A 21,682-nucleotide genomic window follows, 5' to 3' on the forward strand; every position below is an offset into this window, starting at 1 on the left:
AGACGAAGGCTAACCCTTGTCATCTCGCACTCTCGTGCTCGGCGGAGCGCGTTCAGGCAAGTCAGCGCACGCGGAAGGCCTGCTCACCGAAGCGGCCGTGACTTACGTCGCAACCGCCCGCCATTACCCCGACGACCCGGACTGGGACGCGCGCATCGCACTGCACGTCGCGCGGCGTCCGTCCACCTGGCACACGGTCGAGGCGTCCGCGCCGTCCGACCTGCCCGCGTTGCTCACCGCGACGCAGTACGAAGACCCGCCGATCCTGGTCGACGACCTGTCCACGTGGCTGGTCGGCGTGCTCGACGACGCCGATGCCTGGGAGGGCGGCGGCGGTGACGAGGTGGAACGCAACGCCGACGAGCTGGTGAGTTCCGTCGCCACCTGCCGGACGCGACTGGTGCTGGTGACGGCGGAGGTCGGCCTCGGCGTCATTCCCTCGACGCGCTCTGGCAGGCTCTTCCGCGATCACCTCGGTGCGCTCAACGCGCGCGTCGCCGAGGTGTGCGACGAGGTCACCCTGCTCGTCGCCGGCATCCCGTTGAAACTGCGCTAAGGAGCGACCAGGTGAGCACCGAGTTCCCGCCGGTTGAACCGCCGGACGAGACCGTTCTGCGCGAGGCCGAGGCCCGGCACGCGGTGCTGACCAAGCCGGTCGGCTCGCTCGGCCGGCTCGAGGAGCTGGGCAACTGGATCGCGGCGTGCCAGGGCGTCGTGCCGCCCAAGCCGTTCGTGCGGCCTCGCGTCGTCGTGTTCGCGGGCGACCACGGCATCACCGCGCAGGGCGTGTCGGCGTACCCGAGCGAGGTGACCGGCCAGATGGTCGCGAACTTCCTCACCGGCGGCGCCGCCGTGAACGTGCTCGCACAGGTCGCGGGCGCGACGGTGCGCGTGGTCGACATGGCGGTCGACGCGGACACCCCGGCCGCGGTCAGCCAGCACAAGGTGCGGCGCTCGTCCGGGTCGATCGACCGCGAGGACGCGCTGACCCGTGAGCAGTGCGAGCTCGCGATCGCGGCAGGGCGCGCCATCGCCGACGAGGAGGTCGACGCGGGCGCCGACGTGCTCGTCGCCGGCGACATGGGCATCGGCAACACCACCCCGGCCGCCGTGCTGATCGCGTCGCTGACCGGGTCGGAGCCCGTCGCGGTCGTCGGTCGCGGCACCGGCATCGACGACCAGGCGTGGATGCGCAAGACCGCCGCGATCCGGGACGCGCTGCGCAGGGCCCGCCTGGTGATCAGCGACCCCATCGCGCTGCTCGCCACGGCCGGTGGCGCCGACCTGGCCGCGATGGCCGGGTTCCTGGCGCAGGCCGCCGTCCGCCGGACTCCTGTCGTGCTCGACGGTGTCGTCGTCGGTGCGGCCGCGGTCGTCGCCGAGGAGCTGGCACCGGGCGCGCGCGAGTGGTGGGTCGCCGGGCACGAGTCGGCAGAGCCCGCGCACGCGATCGCGCTCGGGCACCTGAACCTGAAGGCGCTGCTGCACTTCGAGATGCGGCTCGGCGAGGGCTCCGGCGCGGTGGCGGCGCTGCCGTTGCTGATCTCGGCGGTGAAGGTGCTCGCGGAGATGGCGACGTTCGAGAGCGCCGGCGTCACCAGCCGGGAAGACACTGCTCGAGAAGATCCGGCCGAAGAAGACAAGAGCGAGTGAAGCTCGCTCTCTCCTGGTTGACCGTCCTGCCGTTGCGCGTCGACGACGTCGACCGCAAAGCGGCGGGGCGGGCCATTGCATACACGCCGATTGTCGGCGTTCTGCTCGGCGCGTTCGTCGTCGGAGTGCTCGAACTGTTGGCTGTATGCAATATATCGCCGCTGGTAGCCGGGTTCCTGGTCGTCGGCGTCGTCGCTTTGTCGACACGCGGTATGCACCTCGACGGTCTTGCGGATACCGCAGACGGTCTGGGGTGTTACGGGCCGCCGGAGCGGGCGCTCGAGGTCATGAAGGACGGCGGCGCCGGGCCGTTCGGGGTCGTCACGCTGATCGTCGTGCTGGGAGCGCAGGCCGCCGCACTCCCCCAGGCTCACTGGGGCGTCGTCCTGCTCGCGTTCGCGACCAGCAGGGCCGCGTTCGGTGTCTGCTGTATGCGGAATGTGCCCGCCGCACGGCCTGAGGGACTTGGCGCCCTGGTCGCCGGTACACAGCATCCAATGCTGGTGATCGGCACGTGGGTGGTGCTCGCCGCCGCGGCGGTCCCACTCGGGTGGCGCGCCGTCGTCGCCGTCGTCGTCGCGTTCGCGCTCGTGTGGGAACTCGTGAAGCACACCGGAAAGCGTTTCGGCGGCATCACCGGTGATGTGCTCGGTGCTGCCGCCGAAATCGCGCTTCTGGCCGTGCTGGTGATCGCCTGACCCCAGAGCCCTACGAGTGCAGCACCGTCATCCAGCCGTGGGTGTCGGCGACGTGGCCGTGCTGGAGGCCGGTCAGGCGCTCGCGCAGCTGCTTCGTCACCGAGCCGGTGCCGCCGTCGGCGATGTCGAACTCGCCACCGGCGTGCTTGACGTGACCGACCGGCGTGATGACCGCGGCCGTGCCACAGGCGAAGACCTCGGTGAGCTCACCGGAGGCGTTGGCCTTCTCCCACTCGTCGGTCGAGATGCGGCGCTCCTCCACGGACAGGCCGAGGTCGGAGGCCAGCTGCAGCAGCGAGCTCCGGGTGATGCCGGGCAGCAGCGTGCCGGTCAGCTCTGGCGTGATCACCTTGTCCCCCATGACGAAGAACAGGTTCATGCCGCCCATCTCCTCGACCCAGCGGCGTTCCACCGCGTCGAGCCAGACGACCTGGTCGCACCCCTTTTCGGCGGCCTGCGCCTGCGCCACGAGGGACGCGGCGTAGTTGCCGGCGAACTTGGCAGCGCCGGTGCCACCGGGTGCCGCGCGGACGTACTCGGTCGAGAGCCACACGCTCACCGGGCGGACGCCGCCCGCGAAGTAGGAGCCGGCGGGTGAGGCGATCAGCACGTACAGGTACTCGGACGCGGGTCGCACGCCGAGGCCCTTCTCCGTGGAGATCATGAACGGCCGCAGGTAGAGGGACTCCTCCTCGGCCTCCGGCACCCAGCGGTCGTCGACCGCGAGGATCTGCCGGACGGACTCCAGAAAGAGCTCGTCGGGAAGTTCGGGCATCGCCATGCGGCGGGCCGACGAGCGGAAGCGCTCGGCGTTGGCCTCAGGGCGGAAGGACGCGATCGAACCGTCGGGCTGGCGGTAGGCCTTGAGCCCTTCGAAGATCGCTTGGCCGTAGTGCAGCACCATTGCCGCGGGGTCGAGTGCGAGGGAGCTGTAGGGGCCGACTTCAGCGTCGTGCCAGCCCTGCTCGCGGTTCCAGCGGATCGTCACCATGTGGTCGGTGAAGTGCTGCCCGAAGCCCGGCTTGGCAAGTACCTCCGCTACGCGCTCCGGGGTCGCCGGGTGCGGGTGGGGAGTCCGGGTGAAAGGCAACGCGCTCGTCATGTGAGCACGGTAACCCGCTGGTGGGGATACGGAAAATCGTCTTCCCAAAACTCGGACGTCCTACTAAGTGACACTCGCTAGAGTGCCCTTCCATGACCACGCCGGAAAGATCTTCGAAGGGTGCCGACGCCCGCACCGTTTTACAGGCCGCACTGCTCGTTCTGGGCACCGGGATGACGCTTCTGGACGGCTGGGTCCTCGGTGGCGTCGGGGGTGTGATCGGCGCGGTGTTCCTCGCCGTCTTCTTCCTCGCCGGGTACTACGGCATCAGCAAGAACGGCCCGTCGAACAACGGCCGCGTCATCGGGCTTGCGGTGTGCGTTGCCGTGACGCTGATCGTTTTCCTCTCAGTGACACTCTGAGCGACGCGGTGAGGCCGATGAGGCCGGTGCCCACGCCCAGTCCCGCGAGGGAGATGAGCAGCGCGGGCACCGGCATGCTCATCGCGAGCAGCACCGAGAGCCCCAGTCCGAGACACGCCGTGCGCATGGGCCACGTGCGGTCGTTCTGGAGCAGGACGCGCGCCGAGGCGTTCGTGAAGGCGTAGTAGAACAACGTCGTGGAGGCCGCCACGCCCAGTGCCGTCGCCATCGGCATGAGGATCAGCGCGAGAGCGCTGGCGACGACTACGACGAGCGAGAGCACACCGGGCTTGAGGCGCGTCGGCAGTTCGCCGTCCTCGACCAGTCCGGTCAGCGTGCGATGCGCGGACGAGAGCACGAAGTGCAGTGCGGCCACACCGGCCACCGCCGCGGCGATCTGCACGAGCGGTACCAGCGCCGCCGCGTCCGCCGCGACGAGCGCGTCCCGCAGTGGCGCGGGCGACAACGCGAGGCGCGCGCTGCCGAGCTGGCGGAGCACACCGGCGCCCACAGCGAGATAGACCACGAAGGACAGTCCGATGAGGACTGGAATCGCGATCTTCAGCACCGCCGGCGAGTGCGTTCGCTCACCGCGGTTCGGGGCGGTGATGCGTTCGAAACCGGCGAACGCCATGAACATCAGGCCCGCGACGCCGACGAGTTCGTTGGGCGTGCCCGTCTCCCCGGCCGACGGCACCGGTTCGATCGAAAAGCTCGACGCCACAACGAGAGCCAGCACGCCGAGCACGACCAGGGACACGAACACGCTCGCGCCCGTGCCGAAGCGGAAACCGACGGCACCGAGCACCGCCGTGGCCACGACGAGGGCGAGCGCACCGATCACCGGCTGGTCCGGCACGACGTACGCGCCGAACATCGACGCCACCACGGCCGCCATCGCCGCACGGCCGAGAAGGTGGGCACTGGCCGTCATCCGTGCGGGCCACACACCGAGCTGCGCGCGCACGTATCCGTAACCGCCACCGATGTCCGGGTAGGCACGGGACTGGTCGGCGGTGGAGAAGGCCGAGCACAGGGCGGCGAAGGCGGACAGAGCCAGCGCCGGGAGCACCCACCAGCCCGCAAGGCCTGCGGCTGGGGCGAATCCGGCGAAGACCCCCGCACCGAGCACCGCGGGTAGACCGAGCGCGATCGTGCCAACGATCTCGCGAGGCGTGTGGGTCACCGGTACACATTCGCAGATGCGGCATCCGGCCGTAACCACCCGGTCGACTGATACGTGAATCGGGCGAATCGCCACCGAGAGCAACTGTCAACGTCACGGATCGCTGCCGAACGTGGCGAGCCCCGGCATTCGTGGGACCGACCGACCTTTAGCATAGGTCACGATTCCGAGCACCCCTACCACGCACAACCTCTGGAGCAGCACGTGACAGCCCCGAAGCTGGCCCTCACCGAAGGTGACCTGAGCACCACCGCCGCGGACGCAGTCGTCGTGGGCACCCTGCAGGGTGCGGACGGTCTGGAGCTCGCCCCCGGCGCCGACGCTGTCAACGCCGCGTTCGACGGCGCGCTGCTCGAGGTGCTCGGCACCCTGCGCGCGTCCGGCAAGGCCGACGAGCTGGTGAAGGTCCCGACGTTCGGCAAGCTCGCCGCCCCGCTCGTCCTGGCCGTGGGCCTCGGCAAGTCCCAGGAAAGTGGTCCGAGCGAGGAGCAGGTGCGCCGCGCGTCCGGTGTCGCCGCCCGCGCATTGGCCGGTAAGAAGCGCGCCCTGAACACGCTGGCCGCCACGCACGTCGTCGCCGCCGCGGAAGGCACGCTGCTGGGCGCCTACTCGTTCACCGAGTACAAGTCGGACAAGGGCGAGGGCGCTGTCGCGAAGGTCGACCTGATCGCCGCCGCGTCCAAGGAGAACAAGGCCGCACTGAAGGCCGCCGTCGCGATCTCCGAGGCCGTCGCCATCGCGCGTGACTTCGTGAACACGCCGCCGAACGACCTCTACCCCGGCTCGTTCGCCGAGCGCGCCTCGAAGCTGGCCACCGCCGCCGGTCTCGACGTCGAGGTGCTCGACGAGAAGGCGCTGAAGAAGCAGGGCTTCGGCGGCATCCTGGGCGTCGGCGGCGGCTCGACCCGCCAGCCGCGCCTCGTGCGCATCTCGTACAAGGGCACCAAGGCCACGAAGAAGGTCGCGCTCGTCGGCAAGGGCATCACGTTCGACACCGGCGGCATCTCGATCAAGCCGGCCGCGGGCATGGACGAGATGACCTCGGACATGGCGGGCGCCGCCGCGATCGTCGCCACCATGGTCCTCGCCGCGAAGCTCAAGTACCCGCTGGAGATCATCGCGTCGATCCCGATGGCGGAGAACATGCCGTCCGGCGACGCCTACCGCCCCGGCGACGTGCTGACCATGTACGGCGGCAAGACCGTCGAGGTGCTCAACACCGACGCCGAGGGCCGCCTGATCCTGTCCGACGCCATCGTGCGCGCGTGCGAGGACGGCCCGGACTACCTGATCGAGACCGCGACCCTCACCGGCGCGCAGGTCGTCGCCCTGGGCAAGCGCACCGCGGGCGTCATGGGCTCCGACGAGTTCCGCGACCGCGTCGCCGCCATCGGCACCGCGGTCGGCGAGTCGACCTGGGCCATGCCGCTGCCCGAGGAGCTGCGCGCGGACCTCGACTCCCGCCTGGCTGACCTGGCGAACGTCACCGGCCACCGCTGGGGCGGCATGCTCGCGGCCGGCCTGTTCCTGCGCGAGTTCGTGGCCGAGGGCGTGCAGTGGGCGCACATCGACATCGCGGGCCCGGCGTTCCACACGGGTGGCCCGTACGGCTACACCTCGAAGGGCGGCACCGGCGTTCCGGTCCGCACCATCGCCGCCGTGCTGGCGGACATCGCCGCCAACGGCTGAGTTCGCTTCTTCCACGCGGGCGGAGTTCCTTTCCGGGACTCCGCCCGTTTTGTTTTCCGACGCGGCGAGCCGGGGGTCGGGAAATCATTTCCACGGCGCCTTTGCAACGAGTCTTTTGCGGGCGAAGTCCAAAGTCTCATTGCTAAGGTGCAGGTCAAGGGTGGGGCGGAACTGATATATCGGTTTGGCTGGGCGCGATCGGGCGGCGGCTGAACGGAGACGCGTGTCTCAAGGGGCTAGGTGGCCGAGCCCGGTGAGAGCAGTATTTCCACATGGGGACGCATCAGTACGAGGTCGACGTCGTCTGGACCGGGAACACCGGGAGCGGGACTTCCGGGTACAAGGACTACGAGCGCGCGCACGAGGTCGTGGCGGCGGGCAAGGAGACGATCCTCGGGTCGTCGGACCCGTCGTTCCGGGGTGATCGGAGCCGGTACAACCCCGAGGAGTTGCTCGTCGCGTCGCTGTCGCAGTGCCACATGCTCTGGTACCTGCACCTGGCGTCGGTCAACGGCGTCGTCGTCACCGGCTACCGCGATCACGCCACCGGGACCATGGCCGAGCACCCGGACGGGTCCGGGCGGTTCACCGACGTGGTGCTCAACCCCGTGGTGACGGTGGCCGATCCGGAGACTCGGGAGACGGCGCAGGCGTTGCACGAGAAAGCGCACTCGATGTGTTTCATCGCGGCGAGCGTGAACTTTCCCGTGCGGCACGAGCCGACGGTGAGTGTTTAGAGATCGCCTGAGGCTTTTTTGCGCGCGGTGTAGTCGCGCATGCGCTTCGGGTAGCCGACGATGCCGGCGTCGTAGATGGGCATGCCTTGTTTGCGGGCGAAGTTCCGGGCGGCGTCCGGGGACGCGACCCGGCGGCGCGTCCACTCGCCGTCGTGAGCGACCAGGACCACAGTGGTTTCGGTCACCGTGGTCTTCGGTTCCACATAGGCCTCGACGCCGTGGCGGCTCTTCGTCCACTGCTCGAGGTGGCTGGTGTCCTGGTTGGAGGCGGTTCGCAGCACACCTGGGCGCGGCTTCCTGCGAAAACGATCGAACAGCCCCATCGAGCACCTCCTGCGCTTCCTTCCACCATGGTGCCAGGTAGGGGTGTTATGAGTAGGTGAATGATCAGAGCCGGGCGTGGTGTCCTATGCCGGATCACCATGCTCTGGCAACTAGTGACAAGATGGCCGCGTACCTCGCGCGCACCCGCGCGTAGTAAGTAATCCCGAGGAGATCCGAAGTGACTTCGCCGGAACTGGAGTCGGCCACCAACGCCGATCTTGTCATCCTCGGCGGCGGTTCAGGTGGTTACGCCTGCGCGTTCCGCGCGGCAGAGCTCGGCCTGTCCGTCGTCCTGGTCGAGAAGGACAAGCTGGGTGGCACGTGCCTGCACCGCGGCTGCATCCCGACCAAGGCGCTGCTGCACGCGGCCGAGGTCGCGGACAACGCGCGTGAGGGCGACCAGTTCGGTGTGAAGAGCTCGCTCGAGGGCATCGACATCGCCGGTGTGAACTCGTACAAGGACGGCGTGATCTCGAGGCTCTACAAGGGACTGCAGGGTCTCGCGAAGGCCAACAAGGTCACCCTCGTCGAGGGCGCGGGCACGTTCGTCGGCCCGAACACCGTCGAGGTGAACGGCCAGCGCTACACCGGCAAGAACGTGGTTCTCGCGACCGGTTCGTACGCCCGGAGCCTCCCCGGCCTGGAGATCGGCGGCCGGGTCATCACCAGCGACCAGGCGCTCAACCTGGACTTCATCCCGGAGAAGGTCGTCGTCCTGGGCGGCGGCGTCATCGGCGTGGAGTTCGCGAGCGTGTGGCGCTCGTTCGGCGCGGACGTCACCATCGTCGAGGCCCTGCCCCGCCTGGTGCCCGCCGAGGACGAGTACGCCTCCAAGCAGCTCGAGCGCGCGTTCCGCAAGCGCGGCATCAAGTTCAAGACCGGGGTGAAGTTCACCGGCGCCACCCAGACCGACTCGAGCGTGTCCATCACGCTGGAGAACGGCGACGTCCTCGACGCCGACCTGCTGCTCGTCGCGGTCGGCCGCGGCCCGAACAGCGCGGGTCACGGCTACGAGGAGGCCGGCGTCCAGATCGACCGCGGCTTCGTCATCACCGACGAGCGCCTGCGCACGAACCTGCCGAACGTGTACGCCGTCGGCGACATCGTGCCCGGCCTGCAGCTCGCGCACCGCGGTTTCCAGCAGGGCATCTTCGTGGCCGAGGAGATCGCGGGCCAGAACCCGAAGGTGATCGACGAGGCGGGCATTCCGCGGGTCACCTACTGCAAGCCCGAGGTCGCCTCCGTCGGCCTCACCGAGGCCGCGGCCAAGGAGAAGTACGGTTCCGCCGAGGTGTTCATCTACGACCTCGCGGGCAACGGCAAGAGCCAGATCCTCAAGACCGCCGGTGGCGTGAAGCTGATCAAGGCTCCCGACGGCCCGGTCGTCGGTGTCACCATGGTCGGCGAACGCGTCGGCGAGCTCATCGGTGAAGCACAGCTGATCTACAGCTGGGAGGCTTACCCGGAGGACGTGGCTCCGCTGATCCACGCCCACCCGACCCAGACTGAAGCCCTTGGCGAGGCGTTCCTCGCCCTGGCCGGCAAGCCGCTGCACGTGCACGGCTGACCGATCCCCATACAAAGTCAGCCACACGAGAGCACGAGGAGTCAGCGAACAATGGCCTTCTCCGTCCAGATGCCCGCACTCGGTGAGAGTGTCACCGAGGGCACGGTCACCCGGTGGTTGAAGCAGGAAGGCGACCGGGTGGAGGTGGACGAGCCGTTGCTCGAGGTGTCCACCGACAAGGTCGACACCGAGATCCCGTCTCCGGCGGCCGGTGTCCTGCAGAAGATCGTCGCGCAGGAGGACGACACCGTCGAGGTCGGTGGCGAACTCGCCGTCATCGGTGACGGCGACGCCGCCCCCGCTGCCGAGCCCGCCCCGGCGCAGGAGGAAGCTCCGCAGCAGACGACGCCGTCCGCGCCGCCCGCCGAGGAAGCCGCTCCGGAACCCGCCCCGGCCGCTGAGGCTCCAGCCCAGTCCGGTGGAACGGCTGAGGGCACCGACGTCACGATGCCCGCGCTCGGCGAGTCCGTCACCGAGGGCACCGTCACCCGCTGGCTGAAGCAGGTCGGCGACAGCGTCGAGGTCGACGAGCCGCTGCTCGAGGTCTCGACCGACAAGGTCGACACCGAGATCCCGTCGCCGGTCGCGGGCACGCTGCTCGAGATCAGCGCCGGTGAGGACGAGACCGTCGAGGTCGGCGGCAAGCTCGCCGTCATCGGTTCTGGCAGCCCCGCGCAGTCCGCGCCCGCTCCTGAGACCAAGCCCGAACCGAAGCAGGAAGCGCCCCAGCAGGCCGCTCCGGCACCGGCTCCGCAGCAGCCGGCTCCGCAGCAGTCCGCCCCGGCGCAGCAGCCGGCTCAGGCCGCTCCTGCCCAGCAGGCCGCTCCCGCCGCCGCACCGTCCTCTTCGGACGATGCGAACGGCACGCCGTACGTCACCCCGCTCGTGCGCAAGCTCGCGTCGGAGAACGGCATCGACCTGGGCTCGCTCAAGGGCACCGGCGTCGGTGGCCGCATCCGCAAGCAGGACGTGCTCGCCGCCGTCGAGGCCAAGAAGGCCCCGGCTCCGGCACCCGCCGCTGCTCCGGCTGCCGCTCCCGCCTCCCGCACCTCGGCTCCGGCCTCGGTCGACAACTCGGGCAAGCGCGGCACCGTGCAGAAGCTCCCGCGGCTGCGCCAGATCGTCGCGCAGCGCACGCGTGAGTCGCTGCAGCAGTCGGCCCAGCTCACCCAGGTGTTCGAGGTCGACGTGACCAAGATCGCCCGGCTGCGCAACCAGGCCAAGAAGGCGTTCGAGGCTCGTGAGGGCGCGAAGCTCACGTTCCTGCCGTTCTTCGCCAAGGCCGCCATCGAGGCGCTCAAGGCCCACCCGGTGCTCAACGCGTCCATCGACGAGGAGCGCAAGGAGGTCACCTACCACGGTGCCGAGCACCTCGGTCTGGCGATCGACACGGAGCGCGGCCTGCTCAACGCCGTGATCCACAACGCCGGTGACCTGAACCTGTCGGGCATCGCCCACAAGATCGGTGACCTGGCGGCGCGCGCCCGTTCGAACAAGCTCACGCCGGACGAGCTCGCCGGTGGCACGTTCTCGCTGACCAACCTGGGCAGCAACGGCGCGCTCTTCGACACCCCGATCATCCAGCAGCCGCAGGTCGGCATCCTGGGCGTCGGCGTGGTCAAGAAGCGCGCGGTCGTCCTGACCGACGAGGACGGCAACGACACCATCGCGATCCGCTCGATGATGTACCTCGCGCTCACCTACGACCACCGCCTGGTCGACGGTGCCGACGCGGGCCGCTTCCTCACGACGGTCAAGAACCGTCTCGAGGAGGGCGCGTTCGAGGCCGACCTCGGTCTCTGATCGCCTCGGAGCAGGGCTGATATCCGATATGTTGGATATCACGTAAGTGTGATCTGAAGGCCACCCCGGTTTGCCGGGGTGGCCTTCGGCACATCCTGACTCCTGTATGCGATGTATTGCTGTGCAGGTGATGACACAGTGGGGAACGATCTACATATGCGAGTCGTCATCGCGGGATCGTCGGGACTGATCGGAACGAGTCTGGTGGCGTCCATGCGCGCCGCCGGCCACGAGGTGCTGCGGCTGGTGCGCCGCAAGGCCGCCGCGCCCGACGAACGCGGGTGGGACCCGTACGCCGGGCGCATCGACGAGGGGACGTTCGACGGCGTCGACGCCGTCGTCAACCTGTGCGGCGCGGGCATCGGCGACAAGCGGTGGGACGACGCGCGCAAGCAGGTGCTGCACGACAGCCGGGTCGTGCCGGCCGAGGTGCTGTCGGCGGCGGTCGTCGAGCACGGCGTGCCGGCGCTGGTGAACTCCTCTGGCGCGCACTTCTACGGCGACACCGGGTCGCGGCTCGCGGACGAGGACGCGCCCGGCGGGCACACGTTCATGTCGCGGCTGACCCAGGACTGGGAGGCGGCGACGTCCGTGGCCCAGGAGGGCGGCGTGCGCGTCGTCCTCATGCGCACCGCTGTCGTCATATCTCCGTCGGGTGGCGTGTTCGGGCGGTTGAGGCCCGTGTTCCAGTTCTTCCTGGGCGGCAAGCTCGGGACCGGCGAGCAGTACTTCCCGTGGGTGTCGCTGGACGACGTCGTGTCCGCGTACCGGTTCGTCGTCGAGCACGAGGAGATCCGCGGGCCGGTGAACGTCGCGGGTCCGACGCCGGTGACGAACGCCGAGTTCACCAAGGCGGTCGGGACGGCGCTGCACCGGCCGACGCCGTGGGTGGTGCCGGCGTTCGCGTTGAAGACGTTGCTCGGCGGGGAGATGGCGGAGGAGCTGCTGCTCAGCGGGCCCGGCCTCACGCCGAAGGTGCTGGAAAGCCGTGGCTTCCACTTCATGCACCCGGCACTGCCGGCCGCGCTGAACGCGGCGGTTGCATGACGCGTGCCATCGCAGCCGTTCTGGTGATCTCGTGGGTGTTGCTGGGCATGCCCGAGGTCACCGGGCTCGACATGTGGGTGCACGACGAACTGCCGCGGCCGGACTGGCTGCGCGTGGCGGCGTTCGCGGTGAGCCTGGTGCTCGGGCCGACGATCGGGTGGGCGTTCGCGGCGGTGCTGTTCGTGCTCGCGTGGCGGCGGCGTGATCTGCGGTTGTGGAAGGCGTTGGCGCTGCACGCGTTGTGCTGCGCGACGTTGCTGACGCGGTGGCTGTTCGACCGGATGCGGCCCGTCGAGTACCACCTGCCCAGCTATCCGAGCGGGCACACGGTGGCGGTCGCCTCGGTCGGCTTCACGATGATCGTGCTGTTCCGGCGCGGTGTCCCCTGGGCCGTGTTGGCAGTGCTCGTGGCCGGTTTCGCGCGGGTCGTGCTGGAGATGCACTGGGTCACCGACGTCATCGGCGCGGTGCTGGGTGTGACGGGCGTTGGACTCGTGGCAGCACTCGCGCTGGGGTTGGTAACGTCGGGTCGTGAACTCGTGCCGCACCTCGTCAGACCCCGTCGTCGTCCGTGAGCTGGGGCTCATCGACTACATGGCGGCGTGGGACCTCCAGAGGGAGATCGTGGAGGCGCGCGCCGGCGGCACCGGCCCCGACATGCTTCTCCTGCTGGAACACCCGCCGGTCTACACCTGCGGCAGGCGCACTCTCGACGAGGAGCGCCCGCGCGGGGGCAGCACGCCGGTCATCGACGTCGACCGCGGCGGCAAGATCACCTGGCACGGCCCCGGTCAGCTGGTCGGCTATCCGCACGTGCGGCTGAGCGAGCCGATGGACGTCGTCGACTACGTCCGCCGCATCGAGCAGGGCCTGATCGACGTGTGCGACCGGCTCGGCGTGCACACCGGCCGGATCGAGGGCCGCAGCGGCGTGTGGATCCCCGCCGACGACCGCGGTCCGGAGCGCAAGGTCGCCGCCATCGGCATCCGCGTGCAGCGCGGCGTGACCATGCACGGCTTCGAGATCAACTGCAACGCGAGCCTGGACGCGTTCGGCGACATCATCCCGTGCGGCATCAAGGACGCGGGCGTCGCTTCTCTCTCGCAGGAACTGGGCAGGGACGTCACGGTGGCCGAGGTGCTGCCGCTGGCCCGTGACGCTGTGCTCGCGGCGCTCGACGGAACACTCCCCCTGACGGACCGCACTCTGGCCCGCACTGGCCCCGTCGCACCGGGTATCACCTTCGCTAGCATTCCGTAGCCCCGCGCTCGACTGCGGGAATTCGGAGGAGGGTGCGTCGTGAGGTTTTCTCGACGCCAGTTGTTCACGGCTGCCGGTGTCACGGCGCTCGCGTCAGCAGGAATGTCCACAGGCGCGGCGGCGGTGGCCGCTCCTGTGCGCGCCTGGAGTGGCGAGATCAGCGTCGGTGACTGGGAGCGGTACTACCTCGGGCTCGACGGCGGCGCGCACCAGAAGGCGCTCAGTGCGTTGGGCATCGCCTACCGCGACGGGGTCCGCGCGGATGAGCAGTATCTGATGGTGCCGGTCGAGTCCGTGCGCCGCGCCGCGCTGGAGTTCGGCGACCACGCGGCCGCCGACGTGGTGCGCGACCGGTTCGCCCTCGACGCGCCGTCGATGCTCGGACGCGGGCTGAAGCTGGTGTTCGGGCAGGACGGGCTGGAGAAGCGCTACTTCGACGATCCCTCGCTGCAGCTCCGGTACATCGGATATCGGCGACGCTTCACGAACTACGTCATGCCGATGCCGTCGGCAGTGCGCAAAGCGCTCGCCTGATATCCGACACCCGATGGGTCAGCCCAGTTGGGGCGCGACGTCCTCGGCGATCTCGGTGACGTGGTCGAGGTCGGCCAGGTCCAGGATCTGCAGGTAGACGCGCTGGACGCCGGTCTGCTCGCGCCACGTGCCGATGCGCTCGACGACCTCGGCCGGGGTGCCGGCGATGCCGTTCTCCCTGAGCTCGCCGACCTCGCGGCCGATCGCGGCGGCACGGCGGGCGACATCGGCGTCGGTGCGCCCGACGCAGGCGACGAGGGCGACCGAGCGGGTGATCTCGCGCGGGTCGCGGCCCATCTCGGCGCACGCCGCGTCGACACGGGCGAACTGCTCGACCGCGGCGTCGATGCCGACGAACGGCAGGTTGAACTCGGTGGCGTAGGACGCGGCCAGCGCCGGGGTGCGCTTGGCACCCATGCCACCGATCAGCACCGGGACGCGCTCCTGGGCGGGCTTCGGCAGCGCCGGCGAGTCGGTGAGCGTGTAGTGCTTGCCCTCGAACGAGAACGTGCCGCCGACCGGGGTCTCCCACAGACCGGTGATGATCGCGAGCTGCTCCTCGTAGCGCTCGAAGCGCGCGCCCAGCGACGGGAACGGGATGCCGTACGCGGCGTGCTCCGCCTCGTACCAGCCCGCGCCGATGCCGAACTCCACGCGGCCGCCGGACATCTGGTCGACCTGGGCGACGCTGATGGCGAGCGGGCCGGGGTAGCGGAACGTCGCCGCGGTCATCAGCGTGCCCAGCCGGATCGTGGTCGTGTCGCGGGCGAGGCCGGCGAACGTGATCCACGGGTCCGTCGGGCCGGGCAGACCGTCGGCCGACCCCATGCTGAGGTAGTGGTCGGAGCGGAAGAAGGCGCCGTACCCGGCGTCCTCCGCCGTCCTGGCCACCCGGAGCAGGTCGTCGTAGCTCGCCCCCTGCTGGGGCTCGGTGAAGATTCGCAGTTCCACAAAGCTGAATCTAGTCGCCAGAAAAGCGAGGTGCGGGTGCGGCTGCCCCGTCGGAGGTGAACACTCCGCGCGCCACCAGGTGCGGATGTGAGGCGGCCTCTTCCAACGTCAGCACCGGGGTCACACAGGCGTCGGTGGACGCGAACACGTCCGACCACTCGTCACGGGTCCTGGTCAGGAACGCCTCGGCGAGCGTCTTGCGCAGCAACGGCCACGAAGCACGGTCCAGCTGTGCGGGAAGATCATCGGCGGCCAGGCCCAGACCCGCCAGCAGCAACGCGTAGAACTGCGGTTCCAGCGACCCCACCGCGACGGAACGGCCGTCCGCGCACTCGTACAACGAGTAGAACGGGCACCCGCCGTCGAGCAGGTTGGAATCTGGTGCGTCCTCCCACACCGACTGCGCCTTCATCGACCAGATCATCTGCGCCAGCGACGCCACCCCGTCGACGATCGCCGCGTCGACGACCTGGCCGAGACCGGTGCGCTGCCGTTCCCACAACGCCGCCAGCACGCCCAGCACCAGGTACAGCGACCCACCGCCGAAGTCGCCGACCAGGTTCAGCGGCGGCTTGCCGATGGCGTGCAGCACACCGGTCAGCGACAGGTAGTTGATGTCGTGCCCGGCGCGCTCGGCCAGCGGACCGGACTGGCCCCAGCCGGTCATCCGCGCGTAGACCAGCCCTGGATTGACCGCCAGGCAGTCAGAAGGCCCCAGACCGAGCCGTTCCAGCACACCGGGACGGAATCCCTCGATCACCACGTCGGCCGACGAGATCAGCTCCAGGACGGTGGCACGGCCAGCCGCGGACTTCAGGTCAGCGGACACCGAACGCCTGCCGCGCAACAGGAAGTCGCGGGAGGCGTCCGGCACCACGGACAGACCGCCGGACGGACGTTCGACGCGCACGACCTCCGCGCCGAGGTCCGCGAGCAGCATCGCACCGTGCGGACCGGGGCCGATGCCGCCGAACTCGACGACCTTCAGCCCCTGCAACGGGTTCATCAGGCCCCTTCGGCCGGCTGTGCCACGAAGGACAGGCGCGGGCCGAAGATGGCACCGGACGACTCGGCCAGGCCGCGCATCGCCTTGGCGTGGTTGCCGAAGTCCGGGTGCCCCAGTGCGGCACGCAGAGCGTCGGCGCTCTCCCACAACGCGATGTTGACGTACGAGGCCGGGTCGTCCAGCTGGCGCGACAGCGTGTACTGGATCAGGCCCGGCTGCTCGCGCAGGAACGCCGCGGTCTCGTCGAAGGCCTTCTCGAACTCCTCGGGGTCACCGGTGAGCGTGAAGCGGTTGACGAAGGTGATCATGAGAGGGCTCCCCAAAATTGGACACTGCGAAACGGTGTCAGGCCAAGGAAAACCATGCACACCGCCTCTTGAGACGTGCTCAAGGAACGCCCGCCAAGCTCAGCTCATGCGCATCATCGATCTGTCTTCCCACATTGACGCATCCGCGTACGAAGCGGACCCGGTGACGCACGAGGTGCTCACGGCCGCTCAGGGTGCGGAACACATGGCCGAGCAGCTGAAGGCCCGCCTCGGCATCGAGTTCGACGTCTCCGTGCTGCGGGACTCGGAGTTCCTCACGCTGGACCGGATCAGCCTCACGTCCCACACCGGCACGCACGTCGACGCGCCGTCGCACTACGGCTCGAAGACCACCTATGGCAACGGAATCCCCCGCCACATCGACGAGATGCCGCTGGAGTGGTTCCACAACCCCGGGGTGAAGCTCGACGTCCGCGGCCACGGCACCGGAGTCATCGGCGTCGAGGTGCTGGAGAAGGAGTTCGCCCGCATCGGTTACACGCCGAAGCCGATGGACGTCGTCATCCTCGACACCGGTGCCGCCGAGCACGCGGGCACCCAGACCTACTTCACCGACTACACCGGACTCGACGGCCCCGCCACGAACTTCCTGCTGGACCTGGGAGTCAAGGTGATCGGCACCGACGCGTTCAGCCTCGACGCGCCGTTCCCGGACATCGTCAAGCGCTACCTGACGACCAAGGACGAGAGCGTGCTGTGGCCCGCGCACTTCGCCGGCCGCGACCGCGAGTACTGCCAGATCGAACGCCTCTCCAACCTGGAGGCGTTGCCGGACTTCGGGTTCACCGTCGTCGCGTTCCCGGTCAAGATCAAGGGTGCCGGCGCGGGCTGGACCAGGGCGGTCGCCCTGCTCGACGAGTGATGGCCCGAACGTTCGTTCCTGACCCGCTCTCAAGTGAGAGCTGAATCACCGCTCCTACCTTGAAACGTATGGAGAACAACGAAACAACACCACCCGAGTCCGAAGACCACATCGTCCGCGGCATCGACTAGATGCGCGCCAAAGGGCCGCCCTTCCCCGGAGAACCGGGAGAGGGCGGCCCTTTTATACGTCACACCAGCTGGGAACGAGCAGCCTCGACGGAATCCAGCGCGTCCAGCAACGGCAGCACCTTCGAAGCCCCGTGCCGCACCGCCTTCGTGCGCCGCGCGAACGACGTCAGCGTCTGACCGGGACCGGCTTCCACCAGCAGCACGTCGTACATCGCCAGCAGGTCGTTCAGCGCCGGTCCGAAGTAGACGGCGTCGGTCAGCTGCCGCGTCCAGAACCGCGCGGACAACGCGTCGTGCTCGGTCATCAGCGTGCCCGTGTACCCGGAGTACACCGGCATCCGCGGCGCCCGCGGCGAGACGTTCCACGCCGCCAGCGCCTCGTCCACGGCGGGCTGCATCGCCGGGCTGTGGAACGGGGTGGTGGCCGGCACCGTCACGACGATGAACTCGTCCGCCTCCAGCCGGGCGCGCACCGCGGCCAGCGGCTCGTCCGACCCCGCCAGCATGGTCTGCCGGGCGGAGTTCACGGCCGCGATCGCCACGTCACCCGCCAGGTAGGGCAGCAGTTCGGCCTCGGACGCCGCCACCGCCAGCATCCCGCCGGACGGGATCGACACGGCCGACACCACCCGGTCCCGCACCAGCGAAACGGCTTCCTCCAACGAGAAAACGCCGGCCAGCGTCGCCGCGACCACCTCGCCGGCGGAGTGCCCGATCAACGCCACCGGCTTGACGCCCCACGACAAAACCGTGCGCCCCAACGCGTAGTCGACCGCGAACAGCAACGGCTGCGCGCGCGACACGTGATCGATGTCGGCGCCGGACAGCCAGTCCTCACAGGCGACAGCGCCGACCTCACCGAACAGCTCGAACACCTCGTCGATCACCGAGGTGAACACGGCATCCGTGCCGTACAGGGACGCCGCCATCCGCGGGTACTGCGATCCCTGGCCCGGAAACATCAGTGCTACGTCCACAACACGCCTCCAGAAACGGCTCAAGGCCGTGAAGGAGACACCTTCACGGCCTTGAGGCATGACATCACCTGTACTCGCGAACCACCATTGCGGAGTTGAACCCGCCCTTGCCGCGCCCGAGCACCAGAGCGGCCTTGACCTTGCCGTGCCGAGCCTCGTTCATCACGAGGTCGATCTCGTACTCCGGCACCGGGTTCTCGACGTTGACGGTCGGCGGGATCGCGCTCCAGTAGATGGAGAGGATCGCCGACGCCACGTCCAGGGACCCGCCACCGGCGAACAGCCGGCCGGTCATGGTCTTCGGTGCCGTCACCGGCACGCCGTACGGCCCGAAGATGCCCTTGATCGCCTCGGCCTCTGCCTTGTCGAGCTCGGGAATGCCCGCCGCGTCGGCGAACACCACGTCGATCTCCGAGGCGTCCATGCCGGCATCGCGCAACGCCAGCTCGGCCGCCCGCTTCAGCCCCGGCTCCCGCGAGGGCATCCGCGAGTCGAACGTCGAGGCGTACCCGACGATCTCGCCGTAGACCCTGGTGCCAGGGCGTTCGGCCGCCGACTCCGGCGTCTCCAGCACCATGATCGCGCCACCCTCGCCCGCGACGTACCCGGAGGCGTCACGGTCGAACGGCAGGTAGGCGCGCTTCGGGTTGTTGTTGCGGGACAGGCAACCCGATGCCTGGTGCGCCACCCACGCCCACGGGCACAGCGAGGAGTCCATGCCGCCGGTCAGCGCGAGCTGGACGCCCTTGCGCAGCTGACGACGAGCGTGCCCGATGGAGTCGATGCCACCGGCCTGCTCCGACACCACCACCGCACCCGGACCACGTGTGCCGTGACGGATGGAGATCTGGCCCGTGTTGACCGCGTAGAACCACGCGAACGACTGGTACGCCGACACGTACTCGGGACCCTGGTGCCACAGCTTCTGCAGCTCGCGCTGACCGAACTCGTACCCGCCCGCCGTCGCCGCGGTGATCACCGCGATGTCGGTGTCCGGGATGTCGTTGGGCTGCACACCCGCACCACGCAACGCCCAGTCCGTGCCGACCAGGGTCAGCCGCGTCATGTGGTCCGTCTGCGGCAGCAGGCGGCCCTGCAGGTGCCGCCCTGCCTCGAAGCCAGGCACCTCACCGGCGATCTTCGCCCAGTAGTTCGCGCTGTCGAACCGGGTGATCGGCTTGATCGCCGCCTCACCCTGCAGGGTCGCCCGCCAGTACGCGGTCGGCCCCAGCCCGTTCGGCGACGCGATGCCGATTCCCGTCACCACCGCCCGAGTCACCGGCCTGCCCCTTCCACCTTTTTGAGCACCATGGCGCTCTGGAATCCACCGAAACCACTGCCCACGGTGAGGACCGTGTCGACCTTCTTCTCGCGCGCGACCAGTGGTGTGTAGTCCAGGTCGCACTCGGGGTCCTGCTCGTGCAGGTTCGCCGTCGGCGGGATGAGGTCCTGCTCGAACGCCAGCAGCGAGCCGACGATCTCGAGCGAACCGATCGCGCCGAGCGAGTGCCCGATCATCGACTTGAAGCCGGAGACCGGGGTCTTGTACGCGTGCGCACCGAGGCTGCGCTTGAAAGCCGCCGTCTCGTGCAGGTCGTTCTGCTTGGTGCCCGACCCGTGCGCGTTGATGTACCCGACGTCCGTGGCGTCCGCCCGCGCCTGCTTCAGCGCGATGTTGATGGCGTCGGACATCTCGATGCCCTCGGGGTGCAGGCCCGTCATGTGGTAGGCGTTGCACCGCGAGGCGAAGCCGGCGACCTCACCGTAGATGTGCGCACCGCGAGCGCGGGCGTGCTCCAGCTCCTCGAGCACGATGATCGCGCAACCCTCGCCCAGCACCAGGCCGTCGCGGGTCTTGTCGAACGGACGGCACGCGGTGGTGGGGTCGTCGTTGCGGGTGCTCGACGCACGGATGACGTCGAAGCACACCACGGTGATCGGGGAGAGCGGAGCCTCGGTGCCGCCGGTCACGACGACGTCCGCGGAGCCCTCCATGATCAGCTCGGCGGCGTAACCCACCGAGTCGAGGCCGGAGGTGCAGCCCGTGGAGACCACGGAGACCGGGCCTTCCGCGCCGACCGTCCACGCCAGCTCCGTCGCCATCGAGGACGGCGTGAAGTAGTCGTAGAGGTGCGGAACGGCGTAGGACTGGTCGACCTCCCAGTACTTGCCCCGGTCGGAGCCGACGATGAACTCGCGCTCCAGCGAGGTCGTGCAGCCGACGGCGGTGCCGAGCGAGACACCGATGCGGCCGGGGTCGAGCTGGTCGAACTCGATGCCGGAGTCCGACATCGCCTCACGACCCGCGACGACCGCGAACTGCGCGGCCCGGTCGAGCCGGCGGATCTCCTGCGGCGTAAGACCTTCGCGCACTGGATCGAAATCTGCTTCTCCCGCCATGCGGGAGCGGTACGGAGACGCGTCGAAGTGCGTGATGATGCGAGTCGCCGTACGCCCTTCGGACAGCAGTTGCCAATACGCCTTCGTTCCGATGCCACCAGGTGCGACCACGCCCACCCCGGTGATGACGGCGCGACGACTCATCGGACACCTCCAATCGCCTTCTGTGCGGACACGGTCTGCTCCAATCTCGGACAGGGCACGGGAGCGATACCTGTTTCTGCCGAATGAACCGATGATGAAACGCCCCGATCGAGGCCACCTCGAACGACGGCGTAGGACCCCTGTACGAGTCCAGCCCCCGCATCCGCGGCGAACAGCTGTTTCGCCGCCGAACCGCCGACGTCGTGACAACCAAACCCAAGGGGCACACCGGTTTCCGCGACCAGCTCGACGATCTCGCCGATCTGGTCCGGCCACAGGGCACCCGCTGTGTCGTGCAGCAACACGGTTTCCGCCCCAGCCTCGGCGGCCGTGAGCACGACCTCGAGCGCGTGCTCGGGGTCGATCACCCAGCCGTCGAAGAAGTCCCGCGCCTCGACGATCACTCGCCGTTCGGCGCGCACAAGTTGACGCACGGCTTCTCTCAGGACCGAAAAGCCGTGCCCTTGAACAACCACGGCCACCGCGGGGGTTTCCGCGGCGAGCAGTGCGGTGAGGTCTTCCACCCCACCCGAAGCGATGAGGGTGGCTGCCCGCAGACGGAGTTCGATCGCAGCCCGGTGATAGAACCACCGTCCTGGCCGGCCTCCGTCGACGAACGTGACTCCGAGCGCGTCGAGGCGCCGCGCCGCGACCAGCCTGTCGGTGATGGACAGGCCGGTGCGGCGCAGCGAGATGTCGTAGAGCTCCATCTAGAACCCCGACAGCAGTACGCGGGAAGCCTCGATCTCGTAAGCACAGGGCGCCACCTCGGAGGAGGGACATCCCTTGCGCTGATGCTCGACCGCGGCCTTCTCCAGGTACATGGAGACCACGTAGAGCCCGTTGCGGCTCGCGGCACGGGCCGCGGCGGTCAGCAGATCGACTCCGGCCAACCCCATCGCCCACCACCTCACCTCTTC

The 21,682-nt window shown here is 69.1% G+C and carries 24 protein-coding genes; 13 read left to right on the top strand and 11 right to left on the bottom strand.

What is annotated here, in order from left to right:
- The first annotated feature begins 16 nt into the window (after positions 1 to 16).
- Genes cobU through cobS form a run of 3 tightly spaced genes read left to right on the top strand, consistent with a single transcriptional unit; the run spans position 17 to position 2,351 of the window.
- Positions 17 to 556 carry a bifunctional adenosylcobinamide kinase/adenosylcobinamide-phosphate guanylyltransferase gene (cobU, locus tag ACWGE0_RS21070; protein WP_452262579.1) on the top strand — a complete coding sequence of 180 codons (540 nt, stop codon included), beginning with the start codon at positions 17 to 19 and terminating at the stop codon, positions 554 to 556.
- 11 nt (positions 557 to 567) lie between these two features.
- Complete coding sequence (cobT, locus tag ACWGE0_RS21075) at positions 568 to 1,653, top strand: nicotinate-nucleotide--dimethylbenzimidazole phosphoribosyltransferase (RefSeq protein WP_452262580.1); 1,086 nt, start codon at positions 568 to 570, stop codon at positions 1,651 to 1,653.
- The gene (gene cobS / locus ACWGE0_RS21080; protein ID WP_452262581.1) at positions 1,650 to 2,351 is read left to right on the top strand and encodes an adenosylcobinamide-GDP ribazoletransferase; all 702 of its coding nucleotides are present in this window, start codon (positions 1,650 to 1,652) and stop codon (positions 2,349 to 2,351) included. Before cobT ends, cobS begins: the two co-directional genes overlap by 4 nt.
- A gap of 10 nt (positions 2,352 to 2,361) precedes the next feature.
- On the opposite strand, the gene ACWGE0_RS21085 is transcribed toward cobS, so the two are convergent.
- On the bottom strand, positions 2,362 to 3,453 hold the full coding sequence (locus ACWGE0_RS21085) for a branched-chain amino acid aminotransferase (RefSeq protein WP_452262582.1): 1,092 nt from the start codon (positions 3,451 to 3,453) through the stop codon (positions 2,362 to 2,364).
- Between the two features lie 92 nt (positions 3,454 to 3,545).
- Between ACWGE0_RS21085 and ACWGE0_RS21090 the strand changes: the two genes are divergently transcribed.
- Positions 3,546 to 3,815: a hypothetical protein gene (locus ACWGE0_RS21090; RefSeq protein WP_452262583.1), complete on the top strand. Its 270-nt coding sequence runs from the start codon at positions 3,546 to 3,548 to the stop codon at positions 3,813 to 3,815.
- On the opposite strand, the gene ACWGE0_RS21095 is transcribed toward ACWGE0_RS21090, so the two are convergent.
- On the bottom strand, positions 3,754 to 5,001 hold the full coding sequence (locus tag ACWGE0_RS21095) for an amino acid permease (protein ID WP_452262584.1): 1,248 nt from the start codon (positions 4,999 to 5,001) through the stop codon (positions 3,754 to 3,756). The two genes, ACWGE0_RS21090 and ACWGE0_RS21095, sit on opposite strands and share 62 nt — an antisense overlap.
- Before the next feature lie 204 nt (positions 5,002 to 5,205).
- Here ACWGE0_RS21095 and ACWGE0_RS21100 point away from each other — a divergent pair, with 204 nt between their 5' ends.
- Positions 5,206 to 6,690 (top strand): leucyl aminopeptidase, encoded by a 1,485-nt coding sequence (locus tag ACWGE0_RS21100; RefSeq protein WP_452262585.1) that lies wholly within the window; start codon positions 5,206 to 5,208, stop codon positions 6,688 to 6,690.
- A 272-nt stretch (positions 6,691 to 6,962) separates the two neighbouring features.
- A complete protein-coding gene (locus tag ACWGE0_RS21105; protein WP_452262586.1) occupies positions 6,963 to 7,427 on the top strand; it encodes an OsmC family protein in 465 nt (154 codons plus the stop codon).
- On the opposite strand, the gene ACWGE0_RS21110 is transcribed toward ACWGE0_RS21105, so the two are convergent.
- Complete coding sequence (locus tag ACWGE0_RS21110) at positions 7,424 to 7,750, bottom strand: oxidoreductase (RefSeq protein WP_319964481.1); 327 nt, start codon at positions 7,748 to 7,750, stop codon at positions 7,424 to 7,426. The two genes, ACWGE0_RS21105 and ACWGE0_RS21110, sit on opposite strands and share 4 nt — an antisense overlap.
- A 179-nt stretch (positions 7,751 to 7,929) precedes the next feature.
- Here ACWGE0_RS21110 and lpdA point away from each other — a divergent pair, with 179 nt between their 5' ends.
- The 6 genes from lpdA (at position 7,930) to ACWGE0_RS21140 (ending at position 13,962) form a co-directional block, all read left to right on the top strand.
- A complete protein-coding gene (gene lpdA, locus ACWGE0_RS21115; RefSeq protein ID WP_452262587.1) occupies positions 7,930 to 9,318 on the top strand; it encodes a dihydrolipoyl dehydrogenase in 1,389 nt (462 codons plus the stop codon).
- 51 nt (positions 9,319 to 9,369) lie between these two features.
- The gene (gene sucB, locus ACWGE0_RS21120; RefSeq protein ID WP_452262588.1) at positions 9,370 to 11,121 is read left to right on the top strand and encodes a 2-oxoglutarate dehydrogenase, E2 component, dihydrolipoamide succinyltransferase; all 1,752 of its coding nucleotides are present in this window, start codon (positions 9,370 to 9,372) and stop codon (positions 11,119 to 11,121) included.
- Between the two features lie 156 nt (positions 11,122 to 11,277).
- Positions 11,278 to 12,168 carry a TIGR01777 family oxidoreductase gene (locus tag ACWGE0_RS21125; RefSeq protein WP_452262589.1) on the top strand — a complete coding sequence of 297 codons (891 nt, stop codon included), beginning with the start codon at positions 11,278 to 11,280 and terminating at the stop codon, positions 12,166 to 12,168.
- Positions 12,165 to 12,743 (top strand): phosphatase PAP2 family protein, encoded by a 579-nt coding sequence (locus ACWGE0_RS21130; RefSeq protein ID WP_452262590.1) that lies wholly within the window; start codon positions 12,165 to 12,167, stop codon positions 12,741 to 12,743. The genes ACWGE0_RS21125 and ACWGE0_RS21130 overlap by 4 nt, the downstream gene beginning before the upstream one ends.
- On the top strand, positions 12,700 to 13,428 hold the full coding sequence (gene lipB, locus ACWGE0_RS21135) for a lipoyl(octanoyl) transferase LipB (protein WP_452262591.1): 729 nt from the start codon (positions 12,700 to 12,702) through the stop codon (positions 13,426 to 13,428). The genes ACWGE0_RS21130 and lipB overlap by 44 nt, the downstream gene beginning before the upstream one ends.
- 39 nt (positions 13,429 to 13,467) lie before the next feature.
- Complete coding sequence (locus ACWGE0_RS21140; RefSeq protein ID WP_452262592.1) at positions 13,468 to 13,962, top strand: hypothetical protein; 495 nt, start codon at positions 13,468 to 13,470, stop codon at positions 13,960 to 13,962.
- Positions 13,963 to 13,980: 18 nt separating this feature from the next.
- Here the strand turns inward: ACWGE0_RS21140 and ACWGE0_RS21145 are convergent, their stop codons facing one another.
- Genes ACWGE0_RS21145 through ACWGE0_RS21155 form a run of 3 tightly spaced genes read right to left on the bottom strand, consistent with a single transcriptional unit; the run spans position 13,981 to position 16,227 of the window.
- Positions 13,981 to 14,913 (bottom strand): LLM class F420-dependent oxidoreductase, encoded by a 933-nt coding sequence (locus tag ACWGE0_RS21145; RefSeq protein WP_452262593.1) that lies wholly within the window; start codon positions 14,911 to 14,913, stop codon positions 13,981 to 13,983.
- 10 nt (positions 14,914 to 14,923) lie between these two features.
- Positions 14,924 to 15,922, bottom strand: coding sequence for a CaiB/BaiF CoA transferase family protein (locus ACWGE0_RS21150; RefSeq protein WP_452262634.1), 999 nt, complete (start codon positions 15,920 to 15,922; stop codon positions 14,924 to 14,926).
- Positions 15,919 to 16,227: an antibiotic biosynthesis monooxygenase family protein gene (locus ACWGE0_RS21155; protein WP_452262594.1), complete on the bottom strand. Its 309-nt coding sequence runs from the start codon at positions 16,225 to 16,227 to the stop codon at positions 15,919 to 15,921. The genes ACWGE0_RS21150 and ACWGE0_RS21155 overlap by 4 nt, the downstream gene beginning before the upstream one ends.
- A gap of 106 nt (positions 16,228 to 16,333) precedes the next feature.
- Here ACWGE0_RS21155 and ACWGE0_RS21160 point away from each other — a divergent pair, with 106 nt between their 5' ends.
- On the top strand, positions 16,334 to 17,110 hold the full coding sequence (locus ACWGE0_RS21160) for a cyclase family protein (protein ID WP_452262595.1): 777 nt from the start codon (positions 16,334 to 16,336) through the stop codon (positions 17,108 to 17,110).
- Between the two features lie 190 nt (positions 17,111 to 17,300).
- On the opposite strand, the gene ACWGE0_RS21165 is transcribed toward ACWGE0_RS21160, so the two are convergent.
- From ACWGE0_RS21165 to ACWGE0_RS21185, 5 genes are all read right to left on the bottom strand, one after another.
- Entirely contained in the window at positions 17,301 to 18,218 is a 918-nt protein-coding gene (locus ACWGE0_RS21165) for an acyltransferase domain-containing protein (protein ID WP_452262596.1), read from the bottom strand.
- A gap of 64 nt (positions 18,219 to 18,282) precedes the next feature.
- Positions 18,283 to 19,497: a ketosynthase chain-length factor gene (locus tag ACWGE0_RS21170; protein WP_319964470.1), complete on the bottom strand. Its 1,215-nt coding sequence runs from the start codon at positions 19,495 to 19,497 to the stop codon at positions 18,283 to 18,285.
- Positions 19,494 to 20,762, bottom strand: a complete 1,269-nt coding sequence (locus ACWGE0_RS21175; RefSeq protein ID WP_319964469.1) for a beta-ketoacyl-[acyl-carrier-protein] synthase family protein — start codon at positions 20,760 to 20,762, stop codon at positions 19,494 to 19,496. Before ACWGE0_RS21175 ends, ACWGE0_RS21170 begins: the two co-directional genes overlap by 4 nt.
- Positions 20,759 to 21,472, bottom strand: a complete 714-nt coding sequence (locus ACWGE0_RS21180) for a hypothetical protein (RefSeq protein WP_452262597.1) — start codon at positions 21,470 to 21,472, stop codon at positions 20,759 to 20,761. The genes ACWGE0_RS21175 and ACWGE0_RS21180 overlap by 4 nt, the downstream gene beginning before the upstream one ends.
- Positions 21,473 to 21,661 (bottom strand): hypothetical protein, encoded by a 189-nt coding sequence (locus ACWGE0_RS21185; protein ID WP_319964467.1) that lies wholly within the window; start codon positions 21,659 to 21,661, stop codon positions 21,473 to 21,475.
- Between the last annotated feature and the right edge of the window lie 21 nt (positions 21,662 to 21,682).

This window comes from Lentzea sp. NPDC054927, from assembly GCF_053610285.1.

What these genes read in the sequence shown, in the direction of transcription:
- ACWGE0_RS21085 (WP_452262582.1), bottom strand. Translation starts at nt 3,453, where the DNA reads ATGACGAGCGCGTTGCCTTTCACCCGGACTCCCCACCCGCACCCGGCG.
- ACWGE0_RS21090 (WP_452262583.1), top strand. Translation starts at nt 3,546, where the DNA reads ATGACCACGCCGGAAAGATCTTCGAAGGGTGCCGACGCCCGCACCGTT.
- ACWGE0_RS21105 (WP_452262586.1), top strand. Translation starts at nt 6,963, where the DNA reads ATGGGGACGCATCAGTACGAGGTCGACGTCGTCTGGACCGGGAACACC.
- ACWGE0_RS21110 (WP_319964481.1), bottom strand. Translation starts at nt 7,750, where the DNA reads ATGGGGCTGTTCGATCGTTTTCGCAGGAAGCCGCGCCCAGGTGTGCTG.
- sucB (WP_452262588.1), top strand. Translation starts at nt 9,370, where the DNA reads ATGGCCTTCTCCGTCCAGATGCCCGCACTCGGTGAGAGTGTCACCGAG.
- ACWGE0_RS21125 (WP_452262589.1), top strand. Translation starts at nt 11,278, where the DNA reads ATGCGAGTCGTCATCGCGGGATCGTCGGGACTGATCGGAACGAGTCTG.
- ACWGE0_RS21130 (WP_452262590.1), top strand. Translation starts at nt 12,165, where the DNA reads ATGACGCGTGCCATCGCAGCCGTTCTGGTGATCTCGTGGGTGTTGCTG.
- ACWGE0_RS21155 (WP_452262594.1), bottom strand. Translation starts at nt 16,227, where the DNA reads ATGATCACCTTCGTCAACCGCTTCACGCTCACCGGTGACCCCGAGGAG.
- ACWGE0_RS21160 (WP_452262595.1), top strand. Translation starts at nt 16,334, where the DNA reads ATGCGCATCATCGATCTGTCTTCCCACATTGACGCATCCGCGTACGAA.
- ACWGE0_RS21175 (WP_319964469.1), bottom strand. Translation starts at nt 20,762, where the DNA reads ATGAGTCGTCGCGCCGTCATCACCGGGGTGGGCGTGGTCGCACCTGGT.
- ACWGE0_RS21180 (WP_452262597.1), bottom strand. Translation starts at nt 21,472, where the DNA reads ATGGAGCTCTACGACATCTCGCTGCGCCGCACCGGCCTGTCCATCACC.
- ACWGE0_RS21185 (WP_319964467.1), bottom strand. Translation starts at nt 21,661, where the DNA reads ATGGGGTTGGCCGGAGTCGATCTGCTGACCGCCGCGGCCCGTGCCGCG.